This is a genomic window from Paludibacterium yongneupense DSM 18731, from assembly GCF_000422925.1.
In the GTDB taxonomy this organism is placed as follows: domain Bacteria; phylum Pseudomonadota; class Gammaproteobacteria; order Burkholderiales; family Chromobacteriaceae; genus Paludibacterium; species Paludibacterium yongneupense.
Genome location: NZ_KE383957.1, coordinates 380629 through 395982 on the forward strand (window position 1 = coordinate 380629; position 15354 = coordinate 395982).

The 15354-nt window shown below is 61.7% G+C and carries 14 protein-coding genes; 4 read left to right on the forward strand and 10 right to left on the reverse strand.

Annotated features, from left to right (window positions below; genetic code table 11):
• The first annotated feature begins 64 nt into the window (after positions 1–64).
• On the forward strand, positions 65–976 hold the full coding sequence (locus G520_RS0116235; RefSeq protein ID WP_036666407.1) for a LysR family transcriptional regulator: 912 nt from the start codon (positions 65–67) through the stop codon (positions 974–976).
• 34 nt (positions 977–1010) lie between these two features.
• Here the strand turns inward: G520_RS0116235 and G520_RS0116240 are convergent, their stop codons facing one another.
• Positions 1011–1898, reverse strand: coding sequence for a LysR family transcriptional regulator (locus tag G520_RS0116240; RefSeq protein ID WP_211222857.1), 888 nt, complete (start codon positions 1896–1898; stop codon positions 1011–1013).
• A gap of 168 nt (positions 1899–2066) precedes the next feature.
• Between G520_RS0116240 and G520_RS23210 the strand changes: the two genes are divergently transcribed.
• Positions 2067–2909 (forward strand): NAD(P)H-dependent oxidoreductase, encoded by an 843-nt coding sequence (locus tag G520_RS23210; RefSeq protein WP_051229465.1) that lies wholly within the window; start codon positions 2067–2069, stop codon positions 2907–2909.
• A gap of 289 nt (positions 2910–3198) precedes the next feature.
• On the opposite strand, the gene G520_RS24105 is transcribed toward G520_RS23210, so the two are convergent.
• A complete protein-coding gene (locus tag G520_RS24105; RefSeq protein ID WP_051229466.1) occupies positions 3199–3894 on the reverse strand; it encodes a glycine zipper 2TM domain-containing protein in 696 nt (231 codons plus the stop codon).
• 99 nt (positions 3895–3993) lie between these two features.
• Here G520_RS24105 and G520_RS0116255 point away from each other — a divergent pair, with 99 nt between their 5' ends.
• Positions 3994–5157: an AraC family transcriptional regulator gene (locus G520_RS0116255; protein WP_246542763.1), complete on the forward strand. Its 1164-nt coding sequence runs from the start codon at positions 3994–3996 to the stop codon at positions 5155–5157.
• A gap of 113 nt (positions 5158–5270) precedes the next feature.
• On the opposite strand, the gene G520_RS0116260 is transcribed toward G520_RS0116255, so the two are convergent.
• The 7 genes from G520_RS0116260 to rluD form a co-directional block, all read right to left on the reverse strand.
• A complete protein-coding gene (locus G520_RS0116260) occupies positions 5271–5639 on the reverse strand; it encodes a nuclear transport factor 2 family protein (RefSeq protein WP_028536567.1) in 369 nt (122 codons plus the stop codon).
• 287 nt (positions 5640–5926) lie between these two features.
• On the reverse strand, positions 5927–7762 hold the full coding sequence (locus tag G520_RS23220) for a sensor domain-containing diguanylate cyclase (RefSeq protein ID WP_156876998.1): 1836 nt from the start codon (positions 7760–7762) through the stop codon (positions 5927–5929).
• A gap of 179 nt (positions 7763–7941) precedes the next feature.
• Entirely contained in the window at positions 7942–9006 is a 1065-nt protein-coding gene (locus tag G520_RS0116270; protein ID WP_028536568.1) for a ribonucleotide-diphosphate reductase subunit beta, read from the reverse strand.
• Positions 9007–9035: 29 nt separating this feature from the next.
• Positions 9036–9215: a hypothetical protein gene (locus G520_RS0116275; protein ID WP_028536569.1), complete on the reverse strand. Its 180-nt coding sequence runs from the start codon at positions 9213–9215 to the stop codon at positions 9036–9038.
• 35 nt (positions 9216–9250) lie between these two features.
• The gene (locus G520_RS0116280) at positions 9251–12070 is read right to left on the reverse strand and encodes a ribonucleoside-diphosphate reductase subunit alpha (protein WP_028536570.1); all 2820 of its coding nucleotides are present in this window, start codon (positions 12068–12070) and stop codon (positions 9251–9253) included.
• Between the two features lie 256 nt (positions 12071–12326).
• Positions 12327–13064, reverse strand: a complete 738-nt coding sequence (gene pgeF / locus G520_RS0116285; protein WP_028536571.1) for a peptidoglycan editing factor PgeF — start codon at positions 13062–13064, stop codon at positions 12327–12329.
• Positions 13051–14145, reverse strand: a complete 1095-nt coding sequence (gene rluD / locus G520_RS0116290; protein WP_028536572.1) for a 23S rRNA pseudouridine(1911/1915/1917) synthase RluD — start codon at positions 14143–14145, stop codon at positions 13051–13053. Before rluD ends, pgeF begins: the two co-directional genes overlap by 14 nt.
• Between rluD and G520_RS0116295 the strand changes: the two genes are divergently transcribed.
• On the forward strand, positions 14144–14938 hold the full coding sequence (locus G520_RS0116295; protein ID WP_028536573.1) for an outer membrane protein assembly factor BamD: 795 nt from the start codon (positions 14144–14146) through the stop codon (positions 14936–14938). The genes rluD and G520_RS0116295 overlap by 2 nt on opposite strands.
• A 51-nt stretch (positions 14939–14989) precedes the next feature.
• Here the strand turns inward: G520_RS0116295 and G520_RS0116300 are convergent, their stop codons facing one another.
• Positions 14990–15328 carry a P-II family nitrogen regulator gene (locus G520_RS0116300; RefSeq protein ID WP_028536574.1) on the reverse strand — a complete coding sequence of 113 codons (339 nt, stop codon included), beginning with the start codon at positions 15326–15328 and terminating at the stop codon, positions 14990–14992.
• Positions 15329–15354: the final 26 nt, after the last annotated feature.

The window sequence follows — 15354 nt, forward strand, 5'->3', positions numbered from 1 at the left end:
TTCCGCCGATAAGCGGGAAGGGCCGCATGATACTTATTCGGTATGAGAATGAATGGGAGGACAGATGGATACCCTGCAGGCGATGCGAACCCTGGTCAGGGTCATCGAACGCGGCAGCTTCTCGGCGGTCGCGCGTGAATTGAATGTGTCCCAGCCGACAGTGAGCAAGCAGATCCAGTGGCTGGAGCAGCATCTGGGTGGAACCCTGCTTGCCCGCAGTACGCGCCAGCTCGCTCCCACGCAGGAAGGATGGCATTACTATGAGCAATGCCGGGCGATACTGCAGTCGATCGATGGACTTGAGCACCGCTTTCGCGAGGGGCGGGATGCGCTGGCCGGCGTACTGCGAGTCGCCGCTCCTGCGGCGTTCGGACGGCTGGAACTGGTGCCCGGCATCGCCGGTTTTCTGGAAGAGCATCCCGGGCTGCAGATCGAGCTGGTGCTGAGCGATGATATCCACGATCTGCGCCGCGAAGGCATCGATGTGGCTTTTCGCTGCGGAGCGATCAAACAGCCTGGCGTGGTTGCGCGCCGGATGGGAGAGATCCCCTGCCAGTTGTTTGCTTCGGCCGCGTATTTACAGAAGGCGGGGGTTCCGGTCTCGCCGACGGAGCTGTCGCAGCACCGCTGCATCGGTTATCAAAGCGAATCCCTCGCTCGGCCGGCCTGGCTGCTGCGCAAAGGCGAGCAGTGGTTTACGGTTCCCGTCGGCGGGCCATTGCGCTGCAATAGCTCGGACGGCTTGCGCTCGGCCGTGCTCGCCGATATCGGGATCAGCTTTGCCCAACCCTGGTTGTTCCGCTCCGAGTTGGAGTCGGGCCGGGTTCTGGCGGTATTGCCGGATTATCATTTGCCCGCGATGCCCGTCCATGCCGTCTATCTGCCGGATCGCCGCGGCCAGCGCAGGGTGCGGGCTCTTGTTCGGCATATGCAGCAGTTCTGGCAGTCGACCCGGCTCTTTGCGCCCGAACCGTGACCCGCCTCCGGCGCGGGCTCGAGGGCGGCCAGGCTCAGGGGGCCGCCGCGAGCCCGGCCAGTGTCTCGCGTATCCAGCGCTGCCCCGGATGTCCATGCGTGCGATCGTGCCACAGCATTGCCACGGCAAACCCTGCTACCGGGACCGGGGCTTCCAGCTGTTTGAATGCATCGCTCCGATCGCGTACCAGACGTCGCGGCACCAGCGCGACGAAGTCGGAGCGGGAAACCATCTCGGGGACCATCAGGAAGGAGGCGGCGGACAGCACCACATTGCGCGTGTAGCCGAACTTGGCCAGCGTCGTGTCGACCGGGGTCAGGAAGCCGCCTCCGCTCAAGGAAACGACGATATGTTCCAGCCGGGCATAGTCTTCCATGCTGATCCCGTCGCGTAGCTGCGGATGATCGCGTCGCCCTATCAGCACGTAGCGTTCGTCAAACAGATGGCGGGCATGCAGTCCGGGCGGGGCGTCCTGTGGCGTCATCAAGGCAAGGTCGACATCGCCGTGCTCCATCCGGTCCGCCAGTTGCGTCGGGTCCATATTGCGTAGAGCGATACGCACCCCGGGGGCCGTGCGGCGCAGCGTCTTTGCCAGCGGCAGGGCCAGGGCGGCCTGTAAATAGTCGCTGCAGCATATGCCCACCGTCAAGGCGGCGGTGGCCGGTTCAAAGTCGCGATGGGTCGAGAGCGTGGCGCGAACGTTATTCAGCGCTTGATGCAGCGGCTCTTGCAACTGAAGCGCCTTGGCCGTCGCCGTCATCCCGCGATGAGCTGGAATGAGCAACGGGTCGTCGAACAGGGTCCGCAGGCGGGCGAGTTGGGCGCTGACCGCCGGTTGGCTCAGGTGGAGGCGGGCAGCCGCCTTCGTGACATTTTGCTCCTGCAGCAATGCCTCCAGCGTCAGCAGCAGATTGAGGTCCATGCGCATGCTATCCATCCGGTGAATACTAACAAATAAATACGGCGATTTCACTTATGGATGCAGCGATATGACACTGTCCGCTTCCGGTCCTTGCGTCTGCGTGAAGAGGCGGTGCCGGAGACGCGCGACCCGCGGGGGGCGCGCGTCCAACCCGGGAGGAAGGCAAGCGTGAAGAAAAAAACAGTGTTGATCGTCCATGCCCAGCCGGAGCCGAGCTCTTTGACCTGCCAGTTTCAGGCGCTGGCGATGCAGGTTCTTCGCGAGCGGGGGCATGAAGTCATCGTGTCCGATCTGTACGGCATGCGATGGAAGGCCGTGTACGATGAGCTGGATTTTCCACATCGGGTCGATTCGCGGCGCTTGTCCTTCGTCGAAGAGTCGGGGCAGGCATACGCAAGCGGACGGCAGACGGCCGATGTCGCCCATGAGCAGCAGAAGCTGCTCGCGGCCGATGCGGTGATCGTCATGTTCCCGCTTTGGTGGTTCGGCATGCCGGCCATCCTCAAGGGGTGGGTGGATCGCGTGTTCGCGTATGGGTTTGCCTATGGTTACCGGAGGGAAGGTAATCGTTATCGCTACGGCGATGGCATTCTAAAGGGTAAAAGAGCGTTGCTGTCCGTGATGGTGGGTGGTCCGGCCGCCGATTATTCGCCACGCGGCATCAACGGGCCGCTGGACCAACTGCTGTTTCCCGTCATGCACGGAACTTTCTTTTTCGCCGGCATGGACATGCTGCCCGTTCATGCGGTCTACGGAACGGGACGCCTGACGGCCGCCGGAGTGGAAGAGGCCAAATCAGTCTGGCGCTCGCGTGTCGAGCGCTTGTTCGATGACGAGCCCATCCCCTTCCGGCGTCAAAATGGGGGCGACTACCCCGACCTTCACACCCTGGCCGCCGCCGTCGCCCCCGGCCAGACCGGCTTGATGGTTCATGTTGCCACGGAGGCGGTCGCCCTTGCGCCCGATGGAGTGCATCGCTTGCCCGATACAGAACAGCCCGAAGGTCTGTAAGACGATCGGGCATGGGGCAACAGATGCAGCGGTCTCGCAGTGTGTCGCGATGACGGCCATGCGAGCGACCGTCCGCCCGTCAGCGGGCATCGGTTCTGGCGGACGGGGAGTGGATGTCCATCAAGAAGAAGACGATCGGGAGGGCGGGAGCCGGCAGTCAAGGCGATGGGCCGGGTTTTGAACGACATCGATCACTTGTCATCCTTCCTGTTCCGCATGGCCAGGGCGCAGTGCGCTTCGCTTGACGCGTAGCGCACTGCGAGCGGCCCCATCCTCGCGACGCGACGGCTCAGAGGAGTTCGCCGTCGCGGGCCGGCAGCGTTTTGCCCTTGGGTTTGTGATCCTTGCGGACGGTGCCTATTTTGCCGTCCAGCGAATAGCGGACCGTGTAGCCGACGATTTTCTGGATGGGGACGTCCTCATTGTGGCAGATCGTGCGTGTGCCGGTGACCTGGTCGCGCTGTTGCAGATTCTGCTGTACATGATTGCCGGCATAGCCTCCCGCCAGTGCGCCGACGACGGTTGCCGCCGTCTTGCCATTGCCGCCGCCGACCTGATGTCCGAGCACGCCGCCGAGCACGCCGCCGACTACGGAGCCGGTGACGCGGTTGCTGTCCTGTACCGGCGCCTGCTGCTGATACTGTTCCTGATGGCAGACCTGCCTGGTTTCGGTGGAGGTCTCCTTGATCGGAACCACGCTCATTATCCTGGCATGACGGGAATGAACCGGCGCCGGTGCGCCGGTCGGCGACGAGGACGCCGCGGCCGTTTGCGGTGCCGCGGCGAGCGCCGGGGCACTCGCCGGCACGACGGGGGCGGCGGAGGCGACGCTGGGCACGGATGCGGCGAGCGCTTGCGGCGCGCTGCTCGTTGCCTGCGTCGGGGCCGATGGCGCCGATTTCAACTTCTGGACGAGGACAACGCCGGCTGCGCCGGCTAGTGCGCCGCCGACGAGTACGCTGGCGATCAGGCTGGATTGTTTCATTGCAAGGCTTCCCGGTGTTTTCTGTCTTGGACGGCTGTTTGAGTAAAGACACGCTAATGAATGCAAAGTTGCATATTCTGGATATTATTTATAGCGAAGATGGCAGCCGCCTCTGCCTTCTCATCCGTCAGGCCTGCCGCGCAGTCCGAGTCCGGTAGCGGGTCGGTCTGCGCCCGCTATCCGCTCAGCATTTCTCTGCTCCTCGTGCGCGGCGCTCCCGCCGGGCTTTCATTCGCGGTCGATGCCGGGCTGCAGGCTGCGCTGTCATGGAAAAAGGCTGGCCGCCCGCCTGAATTTCGAGCCGCTTTTTTTTGTCATGTCGAGAATGCCGCAATTTCCGACAGGATCCGGGGGCGTCTTTCGCGCATAGTACGGCGTGTGAAACAGGGAGTGAAGATGAACGAAAGCAAGCAAAGTGCGTACGCCAAGCGATTCAACAAGGTGCTCGATTATATAGAGCGACACCTCGACGATCCGTTAAGTGTCGCACAGCTTTGCCAGGTCGCCCATTTTTCCAAATTCCATTTTCATCGCCAGTTTGCCGACTACATCGGCATCAACGTCGCGCGCTACATCGTACTGCTCAGATTGAAACAGGCGTCGTATCGCATTGCGTTCGATCCGAAGGTGAAGATTGTCGACATCGCGTTGAATGCCGGTTTTGAAACGCCGGAATCGTTTGCCCGCGCATTTCGCCACAGTTTTGGCCAGTCGCCTTCGGAGTTCAGAAAAAACCCCGACTGGAGTCGTTGGCACGCTGTTTACCAATTTCGCTTGCCTGAAAGGAATACTGTTGTGAACGTCGATCTCGTTGATTTCGAAACCACCCGCATCGCCGTGAAAGAACATCGCGGTCCGGTGGAGCAGCTTAATGCCGCGATTGGATGCTTTATCGAATGGCGAAAGGAGACGGGTTTGTCACCCAAGGATAGTCGCCGTACATTCGGTATCGTGTATGACAATCCGGATACGACCGAACCCTCTCTATTTCGTTTCGACATTGCCGGTGAAATCAGGGAAACGATCCCGGATAATGCATACGGAATAATTGAAAAAAACATCCCGGGCGGGCGTTGTGCCCGAGTTCGCCATCTCGGTTCTCACTCCCGCATCGCGGAGAGCATCTATCCGCTTTACCGTGACTGGCTGCCCGCTAGCGGCGAAGAGTTACGGGACTATCCGCTGTTCTTTCATTACCTCAATCTGCTGCCGGCAACCCCGGAGGCCGAGCTGGTCACGGATATCTATTTGCCCCTGGCATAGCCGCTGTCCCGATGTCCTTCTGCGCCTTGTGCGGCCAAACCGTTTTCGCGATGAAGGCGGGGGCGCATCACTACCCGGCCGTGCGGGCGCAATAGAGGGGCGACTGCCGGCTTTCAGTTTTGAGCAAGGGTGATCTGCCCGGTTGCGAACGAGGCTTTTTGTATGAGTCCATCGCGCGTCTCGTACACGCAAAGCATCTCGATTGTCCCGCGCCCCTCCGGGAAATTGCGGGTGACGAGTTCGAGGTCGACGACAATGGAACCCATGACCGTTCTGTTCATCAGCCTTGCCTCAAGGTCGGGCTCGGAAAAGCGGGTCATCATGCGCGAACGCATTTCGCCATGCCCGCGCGCAAAGCGTTCTCCATGAAGGGTGTAGTGCTCGGCATCCGGAGCATACGTCGCCAGCCAGGCTTCAATATCCCTGGCGTTGTATGCATCGAGCTGCTTTTGGATAAGGGCTGCTGGCGATTGGTCCGGCATGAATCGAAATCCCTTGCATGTATGGAGGCCTGCGCCTCAACGCCGGTGTTCATTGGGCCGGCACCCAGAGCCGGCGCCGCCTGTCCATGACTCCCGTGCCAAGCCGCTCATGCGTGTCCGGGCATCCATTGCCATCGCCGGTCTCGGTCGGCGGCAACAAGAGGGGGCATGCTCTGTCGAAATGGCGCTGGCGGTGTTCGCTGAAGGCGCACGTTCCCTACGGTTGAATGAATGGGGTAGCGGGCGGGCCTCATTTTCATGCCCGAAAACCTCCGCGGTTGAAGGGATCATACTGACTCGACCCGGTTTCGCCCATTTTTTTTGGCCCGATAGAGAGCATCGTCCGCCCGTTTCATGATACGGGCAGGGGTGTCCCCGTTCCTGTAGCCGGATACGCCAAAACTCAAGGTCTTGTTTCCGACGACAGCAAAGGCATGCGCGTCAATTTTCCGCCGCAATGTCTCGGCCAATGCCGCCGCTTCTCCGGCATCCATGTCCGGGCATATGATCAGGTACTCTTCACCTCCCCAGCGGCCGACACAATCCGCCTCGCGCACCCCTTCAAGCAAAAGACGGGCGACTTCGATCAGCACCTGATCTCCGATCGGATGTCCGTAGGTGTCGTTGACCGACTTGAACGCGTCTATGTCGATAAGCACCAGCGAAAAGAGGCTGGAATGGTGCCGACTTCGATTCAACTCATCCTCGATGACCTGTTCCAGTTTCAATCGGTTACTGAGCCCCGTCAGCTTGTCGGTCACAGACAGGTGTTCCAGTTTTTTGTTGCTCTCGGATAATTCTTTCGTGCGTATTTCGACCAGCCATTCCAGATTCGAATTCAGTTGTGCCTGGGCTTCGATCGTTTCTCTCTGAGCGCGGTCTTTTTCCTGACGAAACTGCTTGTATCGATCGGCTAAGGCAAAGGCCAGCATTATCATCTCGAAGACGGCCCCTCCCTCGGTCAGGGTCTCTGGCGGAATGTCTATCGGCATGAGGCCGGAAGCATGGGAGCTATTCACGATCGCCCCGGCAATGGGGCCGATGAATGCCGCAAGAAAATAAATCGCGCCGCGCTCCTTTTTGAGGATGCCCAGCAAGGCGGCCACGAGCGCTGCCGTCATCACGACAGGCACCAGCAGGTTGAACAGGCCGAAAATCCGATAGGAACAGACGACGGCAATCAGCACGAAAAAATGGATATACCAGATGACTACGAGCACGCGGTCATAGCGTGGCATGATCCTGGCCGTATCGACCATGCGCCGCAGGAGAGAAATCAGGGCCAGGTGCGATGACAGCACCAGCGCAGGCATAGCCAGAAAGTCTGCACGAGGCGAGTCCCGCCATAAAAATTGAAACCCCATCCCCGTTTCGGCCGCCGCCTGGAGCGTCACGCAGAAGACGAAGCCGACATACTGCAAATAGACCGTGTCGCGGAGGATCAGCGCGAGCAGCAGATTGAAAACAATCATCGCGCATGCCATGCCGAAAAACCAGGCGTGGCCAAGGTAGTCCCTTACCTCGTACTCATGGAACGCTGTCGACGTCAAAATGCGCATGCGTACGGGGATTCGAACCGGGTCGGCACTCTGAAGCCGAAAATAATACGTCTGGGCGCGGTGCGCGGCCAGCGTTACCGGAAAGACCAGATTTCGATGGTTGTAGGGACGTGTTTCAAATGGCAGCGATATGCCGGTCGTGACGCTGCGCGACACCCCGTTTTCATCTTCATAATAAAAAACGACGGTGCCGATCTTTGATTTTCCAAAGTCGATAACGCTTTCCGTGGAATGACTGGCGTTGTTGCGCAGTGTCAGTCGTAGCCAGAAAGCCGAACACGAGTCGCCAAAGTCGACGCCCGATGCTGACGCGGGCTCGGCCTTGAACCGCGATGCGATTTCCGGCTTTTGCACATCAAGCAAAGACAGGGCGGCTTTCGGGTCTTCCAGAACGGCGAAGTACTCCGTAAGCGAAACCGGCTTTTCCCCGAGCTGGCCGACGTCCAGTCCTTTGCCGGCAGCCACTGCGCATCCCGCCCATACACTCAGCCCGAGCAGCAGCAGGGCGAGCAACAGGCGATTCGTTCTGTGTGCCGTCATGGCGGCGCTAATAAATTCAGTCACATCACCGGGCCCGGGGCAATGGGATTCGCTAAAGGAGCACGGCGCGCGACGGGCGTATCAACGCTCGCCGTCCGCGGGCATGACAAAGGCCCTGCAGCGCAGGGCCTTTGCTTGCTCGGGCTATGGAAACCCGCAAACGTTGGTTGCAAGATTTCAAGTTTTCCGGGTTCCGGCAGCCATCAATCCCAACTCAGGGCCCCGCCGGTCTGGTATTCGGTGACGCGGGTTTCGAAGAAGTTCTTTTCCTTCTTCAGATCTATCATCTCGCTCATCCACGGGAAGGGATTGTCGACGCCGGGAAAGAGCGGGTCAAGTCCGATCTGCTGCATGCGGCGATTGGCGATGAAGCGCAGATACTCCTTGAACATGGCGGCATTCAGACCGAGCACGCCGCGCGGCATGGTGTCCTCGGCGTAGGCATATTCGAGCTCGACGGCATGGCTGAACAGGTCGGTGATCTCGGCCTTGAAGGCGTCGGTCCACAGCTGCGGGTTTTCCAGCTTGACGGTATTGATCAGGTCGATGCCGAAATTGCAGTGCATGGACTCGTCGCGCAGGATGTACTGGTACTGCTCGGCGGCGCCGGTCATCTTGTTCTGGCGGCCCAGCGCCAGAATCTGCACGAAGCCGACGTAGAAGAACAGGCCTTCCATGATGCAGGCGAACACGATCAGCGAGCGCAGCAGGGTCTGGTCGGTCTCGGTGGTGCCGGTCTTGAACTGCGGATCGGTCAGCACGTTGATGAAGGGGATCAGGAAGGCATCCTTGTCGCGGATCGACTTGATCTCGTTGTAGGCGTTGAACACTTCGCCCTCATCCAGGCCCAGGCTTTCCACGATGTACTGGTAGGCGTGGGTGTGGATCGCTTCGTCGAAGGCCTGGCGCAGCAGGAACTGGCGGCATTCGGGGGCGGTGATCTGACGGTAGGTGCCGAGGACGATGTTGTTGGCGGCCAGGCTGTCGGCGGTGACGAAAAAGCCGAGGTTGCGCTTGACCAGGCGCATCTCGTCCTCGCTGAGCTGGCCGGTCTTCCATTGCTCGATGTCGCGCTGCATATTCACTTCTTGCGGCATCCAGTGGTTTGCGCACTGCGACAAGTATTTTTCCCAGGCCCATTTGTATTTGAACGGGACCAGCTGGTTGACGTCGGTCTGGCCGTTGATGATGCGCTTGTCTGCCACGTTGACGCGGGACTCGGTGGCGTCCGCGGCGACTTCGGCGCGCGGATCTTCGAAATTCAGCATGGGGCTAAGGCTCCGGTAGGGGCGTCCGTTCAGGACGGTGCGGATTCGGTTTCACGCGTCTCGACCGCCGCGTCGGCGCGCGCGCGCAAGGCGCCCGGCACGACGGCGGTCTGACGGAGGATGAGCACGGGCGCCGACGCGCGCGGCGGGCTATCGCCGCGCGGCAAAGGCTGTATGGCATTGAGAGAGCAATACACGCTGGCGCTCATGGTCTTTCCTCGGGGGTTGGGGATGGCGGGCTGCCTTACTGGCAGGCTTCGCAATCGGGGTTGTCGATGCTGCAGAAGCGGGCGTCGGTGGCCGGGATGCCAGCTTCGGCCGCTGCCGCGGCTTCCGCCACCGGTACGGCGTTGAGTTCGCCGCCGCGTCCGGTCGATTTTTCGGCATTGGACGCCGCCAGCGTGCGCAGGTAGTAGCTGGTTTTCAGGCCGCGCGTCCAGGCAAATTTGTACAGCTCGTCCAGCTTCTTGCCCGATGCGCCTGCCATGTACAGATTCAGCGACTGCGCCTGGTCTATCCACTTTTGTCGACGCGATGCGCACTCGACCAGCCACATCGGATCCAGTTCGAAGGCGGTCGCGTATATGGCCTTCAATTCGGCCGGCACCCGGTCGATGCGCGCAAGATTGCCATCGAAGTATTTGAGATCGGACACCATCACTTCGTCCCAGATGCCGAGTTTCTTCAGGTCGCGCACCAGGTATTCGTTGCTGATGGTGAACTCGCCCGACAGATTGGATTTGACGAACAGGTTCTGGAACGTCGGCTCGATCGACGCCGAGACGCCGACGATGTTGGCGATGGTGGCTGTCGGTGCGATGGCCAGGCAGTTCGAGTTGCGCATGCCGTGAGTGCGTACGCGCTCGCGCAGTGCGGCCCAGTCCAGGCGTTCGCTGCGGTCGATGTCCAGGTAGCCGCCGCGTTCCGCCGCCAGCAGGTTGATGCTGTCGTGCGGCAGAATTCCGCGATCCCACAGACTGCCCTTGTACGAGGGGTAGCGCCCGCGCTCGGCGGCCAGCTCGGTCGACGCCCAATAAGCGTGGTAGGCGACCTGTTCCATCGAGATGTCGGCGAACTCGACGGCTTCTTGCGAGCCGTAGGCGACGCGCATCTGGTGCAGGCAGTCCTGGAAGCCCATGATGCCGAGCCCTACCGGGCGGTGCTTGAGGTTGGAGTTGCGCGCCTTCTTCACCGGGTAGAAATTGATATCGATCACATTGTCGAGCATGCGCATCGCCGTGCGCACGGTGCGGCCGAGTTTTGCGCCGTCGAGTTGCCCGTCCTTCATGTGGCGCGCGAGGTTGACGGAGCCCAGGTTGCAGACTGCGATTTCGTCGGCATTGGTGTTCAGCGTGATCTCGGTGCACAGGTTCGAGCTGTGCACGACGCCGATATGATTCTGCGGGCTGCGGATGTTGCACGGGTCCTTGAACGTGATCCACGGGTGCCCGGTTTCGAACAGCATGGTCAGCATCTTACGCCACAGGCTGAGAGCGGGCAGGCGCTTGCTGACGGCCATTTCTCCGCGCTCGGCCATCGCCTCGTATTCGCGGTAGCGCTTCTCGAAGGCGGCACCGTAGAGGTCGTGCAGGTCGGGGCACTCGGACGGCGAGAACAGGGTCCAGTCGCCGCCTTCCATCACCCGTTTCATGAACAGGTCCGGAATCCAGTTGGCGGTGTTCATGTCGTGCGTGCGGCGGCGGTCGTCGCCGGTGTTCTTGCGCAGCTCGAGAAACTCTTCGATGTCGGCGTGCCAGGTTTCCAGGTAGGCGCAGACCGCGCCCTTGCGCTTGCCGCCCTGGTTGACTGCGACGGCGGTGTCGTTGACGACCTTGAGGAAGGGGACGACGCCTTGCGATTTGCCGTTGGTGCCCTTGATATGCGAGCCCATCGCGCGCACCGGGGTCCAGTCGTTGCCGAGGCCGCCCGCAAACTTGGACAGCAGGGCGTTTTCCTTGATGCCTTCGTAGATGCCGTCGAGATCGTCGGCAATGGTCGTCAGATAGCAGCTAGACAGCTGGCTGCGACGCGTTCCGGCGTTGAATAGTGTCGGGGTCGACGACATGAAGTCGAAGGAGGATAGCAGTGCGTAGAACTCGATGGCACGGGTCTCGCGGTCGACTTCGTCCAGGGCGAGGCCCATGGCCACGCGCATGAAAAACGCTTGCGGCAATTCGATGCGCTGGCCGTCGATGTGCAGAAAATAGCGGTCGTACAGCGTCTGCAGGCCGATATAGCCGAACTGCAGGTCGCGGCTGGCGTCGAGCGCGGCGCCAAGGCGGGCGAGATCGTATTCGCCAAGTCGTTCGTCGAGCAGTTCGGCGGCGATGCCCTTTTTGACGTAGTCGGCGAAGTGGCGCGCGTAGCAGGTCGCCATTTCCTCGTGGCTGACGTCCTCGCCGAGGATTTCCAGGCGCACATTGTCGAGCAGCAGGCGAGCGGTCACATAGTCGTAGGCCGGATCCTGTTCTATCATCGCGCGCGCGGCCAGGATGGCCGACTTGTTCAATTCTTCGACCGGGACGCCGTCGTAGATGTTTTTCAGTGTTTCGCCGAGGATGGCGTCGACATCGGTGCCGGGCAGGGCCTGGCAGGCCGAGGCGATCCGGGCGCGCAGGCGGGCGACGTCGAGGAGCCGCAGCGCGCCGTCCTTGCCGCGGATGTGAAGGTCGGTGCGTGCGAGTTCTTCGCCGCGCGCCGCGCGTTCGCGGCTGCGCTGCTCGCGATAGAGCACGTAGGCTCGCGCCACGTCATGTTCGCCGGCGCGCATCAGGCACAGTTCGACCTGGTCCTGGATTTCTTCGATGTGGATCGCCCCGCCGGCCGGTTTGCGTCGCATCAATGCGCCGACGACCTGCTCGGTCAGCTGGGCGACCTTGTCGCGGATGCTGGTGCTGACGGTGCCCTGCTGTCCCGCCAGGGCGAGGAAGGCCTTGGACATGGCGACCGAAATTTTGGCGGGTTCGAATGCCACAACCGCGCCGTTGCGGCGAATGGTCTGGTAGTGGGTGACGTCGCTCGTCGTGATGCCGGCGGACAGCCCTGCGGGATGGTTCTGGGACATGGTTTCCTCTTCGTTTTTACGGCATTCCCTTGCCCGCGAACGGTGCATGGGTGCAATCCATTAGTGCAGTGATGGCATGGGTGACCACAACATCTATTGTTGTTATTGCAATTCGGGACAAATTCTAGGGGTGAAGTCGTGCGAGGGCAAGTCTTGACACAATATAAAATTGCATGGGGATGTCGGGTGCCGCAGCGGCGGTGCAGAGGGGTGAGTCTTCGGCGCAACAGGGGCGGCCCGCATGGGCCGCCCGCCCTCAGTCGGCCAGCCAGATCAGGCTGGCCATCCGTCCGGTACGACCATCGCGGCGGTAGGAAAAGAAACGGTTGCGCTCGATAACGGTGCAGCTGTCGCCGCCCCATACCGCCTCGATGCCCAGTGCCGCCAGGCGCAGGCGCGCAAGCCGGTAGATGTCGGCCAGATACTTGTCCGCGCCGATGGCGGTGAACGCGACCGCGCAGGCCGGGTCGCGTTCCACAAAGGCCGCACGGACTTCGGCGCCGACTTCGAAGGCGTCGGGGCCGATGGCCGGACCGAGCCAGACCATGATTTCGCCGGTCGGACGCTCCATCGCGGCGACGGTTGCCTCGATCACGCCTTCGCACAGCCCGCGCCAGCCGGCGTGGGCGCCGGCAACGATGCTGCCCGAGCGGTCGCAGAGCAATAGCGGCAGGCAGTCTGCCGTCATGATCGCGCAAACGCGGCCGGCGCGGCGTGCGACGACGCCATCGGCGTCGGGCGCGCTCTCATGGTCGAGATCGGCATCGGCCACGGTGGTGCCGTGTGTCTGCTTGAGCCACAGCGGCGGCGCCGGCAGGCGCTCTGCGAGGCGGGCGCGGTTGGCGGCGACGCAGAGCGGGTCGTCGCCGACGTGGTCGCCGAGGTTGAGGCTGGCGTAGGGGGCGGCGCTGACGCCGCCTGCGCGCGTGGTGATCAGGGTGCGGACGCGCGCGGGAGCCGGCCAGTCGGCCTGAAACGCCTCAATCGCGGACATAATGCACCTCGACGTCGAAATCGTCGTCGTTCCAGTCGTCGTCGTCCTCGTCCGGGCCGACCTCGCCCGCGACATAGGCGCGTTCGGGCGCGTCGCCGCGCAGGGCGGACAACAGCGTGCGCATATCGTCCGGCAGGCGCGCGCACCAGCTCATTTCTTCGCCGCTGGCCGGGTGCCTGAGCGACAGGCGATAGGCGTGCAGCGCTTGCCGGTTCAACTGGCGGATGGCTGTCAGCACGTTCTCGGGCATGGCATTGGCGCGCAGCTTGCCGTAAAGTGAATCGCCGGCCAGCGGATGGTTTGCTTCGCGCATGTGGACGCGGATCTGGTGGGTGCGCCCGGTTTCAAGCCTGCACTCGATATAGCTGTGGCTCGCGTAGCGTTCGAGTACCCGCAGGTGGGTGATCGCCGGCTTGCCGCCAAACTTGAGCACCGCCATGCGCAGGCGGTTGCGCGGATCGCGGCCGATGTTGGCGTCGATGGTGCCGTCGAAGGGCACCACGCCATCGGCCACCGCGCGGTAGATCCGGCTGACGGTCCGCGCCTGCAACTGGCGGACAAGCTCGGTCTGGGCGGGCAAGGTTTTGGCGACGACCATCAAACCGCTGGTATCCTTGTCGAGCCGGTGTACGATGCCGGCGCGCGGCAGCTGTCCGAGTGCGGGGCAGTGGTGCAGCAAGCCGTTGAGCAGGGTGCCGCTCCAGTTGCCTGCCGCCGGGTGCACGACCAGCCCGGCCGGTTTGTTGACTACCAGGATGTGCTCATCTTCGTAGATAATCGGCAGGTCCATCGCCTCGGGTTCGAACGCCATCTGTTCGTTGCCGGTGATGGCGTCGACCTTGAGCTTTTCGCCGCCCTGCAGTCTGAGCTTGGGTTGGGCGGGTTTGCCGTCGACGAGAACATGTCCGTCGCGGATCCATTGGGCAAGGCGGCTGCGCGAAAATTCGGGCAGCAGCCGGGCCAGCGCGGCGTCGAGCCGTTCGCTGCCCAAAGACAGGGGGATGTCCAACTCGTGAGGAGTGGATATCTCGTTTTCCGAGATGTCGCTATAATCCTCGGAATCAAAATAAGGATCGGTCATGAAAAGATACGTGGTTGCAATGCTGGTTGTGCTTGGACTATCCGCCTGCGCCACCCCGGACACCTACGACGAAACGCGTGGTTGGACCGTGGAGCGGCTGTATGCAGAAGCCCATGATGAGTTGAACAGCGGTAATTATACCCGTGCTGTCAAGCTCTACGAAACGCTGGAGGCCCGTTTCCCCTATGGCCGATACGCGCAGCAGGCGCAGATGGACATCGCCTACACCGAATATCGGGACAATGAGCCGGAATTGGCGGTGGCGGCTTGTGATCGTTTCATCAAGCTGCACCCCACGCATCCGAACATCGACTACATCTACTACCTCAAAGGTCTGGTCTACTTCAACGACGGCAACGGCGGCGCGCTGGCGAAGTGGGGCGGCCAGGACATGAGCGAACGCGACCCGAAGGCGCAGCGCGAATCCTTTCTCGCCTTTAGCGAACTGGTTCGCCGTTTCCCCGACAGCAAATACTACGACGATGCCAAGGCCAAACTGCTTGAGCTGGTCACCGCCATGGGCGGGCACGAAATGCACGTGGCGCGTTACTACATGAAGCGCGGCGATTACATCGCGGCTGCCAATCGCGCCCAGGCCGTCTTGCGCGACTATCCGAATACGCGCTACCCGGAAGAAGCGCTGGCCTTGATGACGTCGGCCTATCACGAACTGGGCATGATCAAACTGTCGGACGACTCCCGCCGCGTGCTCGCGCTGAACTATCCGAAGAGTGCCTATCTGAACCGGCCGTGGACTGTGGAAAGCTTGCCGTGGTGGAAGTTCTGGAACTGACGCGAGTCAGCGATCCGACTGCGACGCCGCCCCGAAGGGCGGCGTTTTTGTTTAGATGGCGGCTTCGTCGGTCTCGCCGGTGCGGATGCGGACCACCTGCTCGACCGGGGTGACAAAAATCTTGCCATCCCCGATTTTTCCGGTGCGTGCGGCGGCGATGATGGTTTCGATCGCGCGCTCGACCTGATCGTCGGCCAGCACGACTTCGACCTTTACCTTAGGCAGGAAGTCGACGACATATTCGGCGCCGCGATACAGTTCGGTATGTCCCTTCTGTCGGCCGAAGCCTTTGACCTCGGTGACGGTGAGTCCATTGACGCCTATGTCCGACAGGGCTTCCCGCACCTGATCGAGTTTGAATGGCTTGATGACGGCTTCGATCTTTTTCATGCTGGGCTCCTAGCGAGTGTGGCGGA

Excerpts from the sequence above, each read along its gene's own strand:
- G520_RS0116235 (WP_036666407.1), top strand. The coding sequence starts at position 65 with ATGGATACCCTGCAGGCGATGCGAACCCTGGTCAGGGTCATCGAACGC.
- G520_RS0116240 (WP_211222857.1), bottom strand. The coding sequence starts at position 1,898 with ATGGACCTCAATCTGCTGCTGACGCTGGAGGCATTGCTGCAGGAGCAA.
- G520_RS24105 (WP_051229466.1), bottom strand. The coding sequence starts at position 3,894 with ATGAAACAATCCAGCCTGATCGCCAGCGTACTCGTCGGCGGCGCACTA.
- G520_RS0116255 (WP_246542763.1), top strand. The coding sequence starts at position 3,994 with ATGGCAGCCGCCTCTGCCTTCTCATCCGTCAGGCCTGCCGCGCAGTCC.
- G520_RS0116260 (WP_028536567.1), bottom strand. The coding sequence starts at position 5,639 with ATGCCGGACCAATCGCCAGCAGCCCTTATCCAAAAGCAGCTCGATGCA.
- G520_RS0116270 (WP_028536568.1), bottom strand. The coding sequence starts at position 9,006 with ATGCTGAATTTCGAAGATCCGCGCGCCGAAGTCGCCGCGGACGCCACC.
- G520_RS0116275 (WP_028536569.1), bottom strand. The coding sequence starts at position 9,215 with ATGAGCGCCAGCGTGTATTGCTCTCTCAATGCCATACAGCCTTTGCCG.
- G520_RS0116280 (WP_028536570.1), bottom strand. The coding sequence starts at position 12,070 with ATGTCCCAGAACCATCCCGCAGGGCTGTCCGCCGGCATCACGACGAGC.
- pgeF (WP_028536571.1), bottom strand. The coding sequence starts at position 13,064 with ATGTCCGCGATTGAGGCGTTTCAGGCCGACTGGCCGGCTCCCGCGCGC.
- G520_RS0116295 (WP_028536573.1), top strand. The coding sequence starts at position 14,144 with ATGAAAAGATACGTGGTTGCAATGCTGGTTGTGCTTGGACTATCCGCC.
- rluD (WP_028536572.1), bottom strand. The coding sequence starts at position 14,145 with ATGACCGATCCTTATTTTGATTCCGAGGATTATAGCGACATCTCGGAA.
- G520_RS0116300 (WP_028536574.1), bottom strand. The coding sequence starts at position 15,328 with ATGAAAAAGATCGAAGCCGTCATCAAGCCATTCAAACTCGATCAGGTG.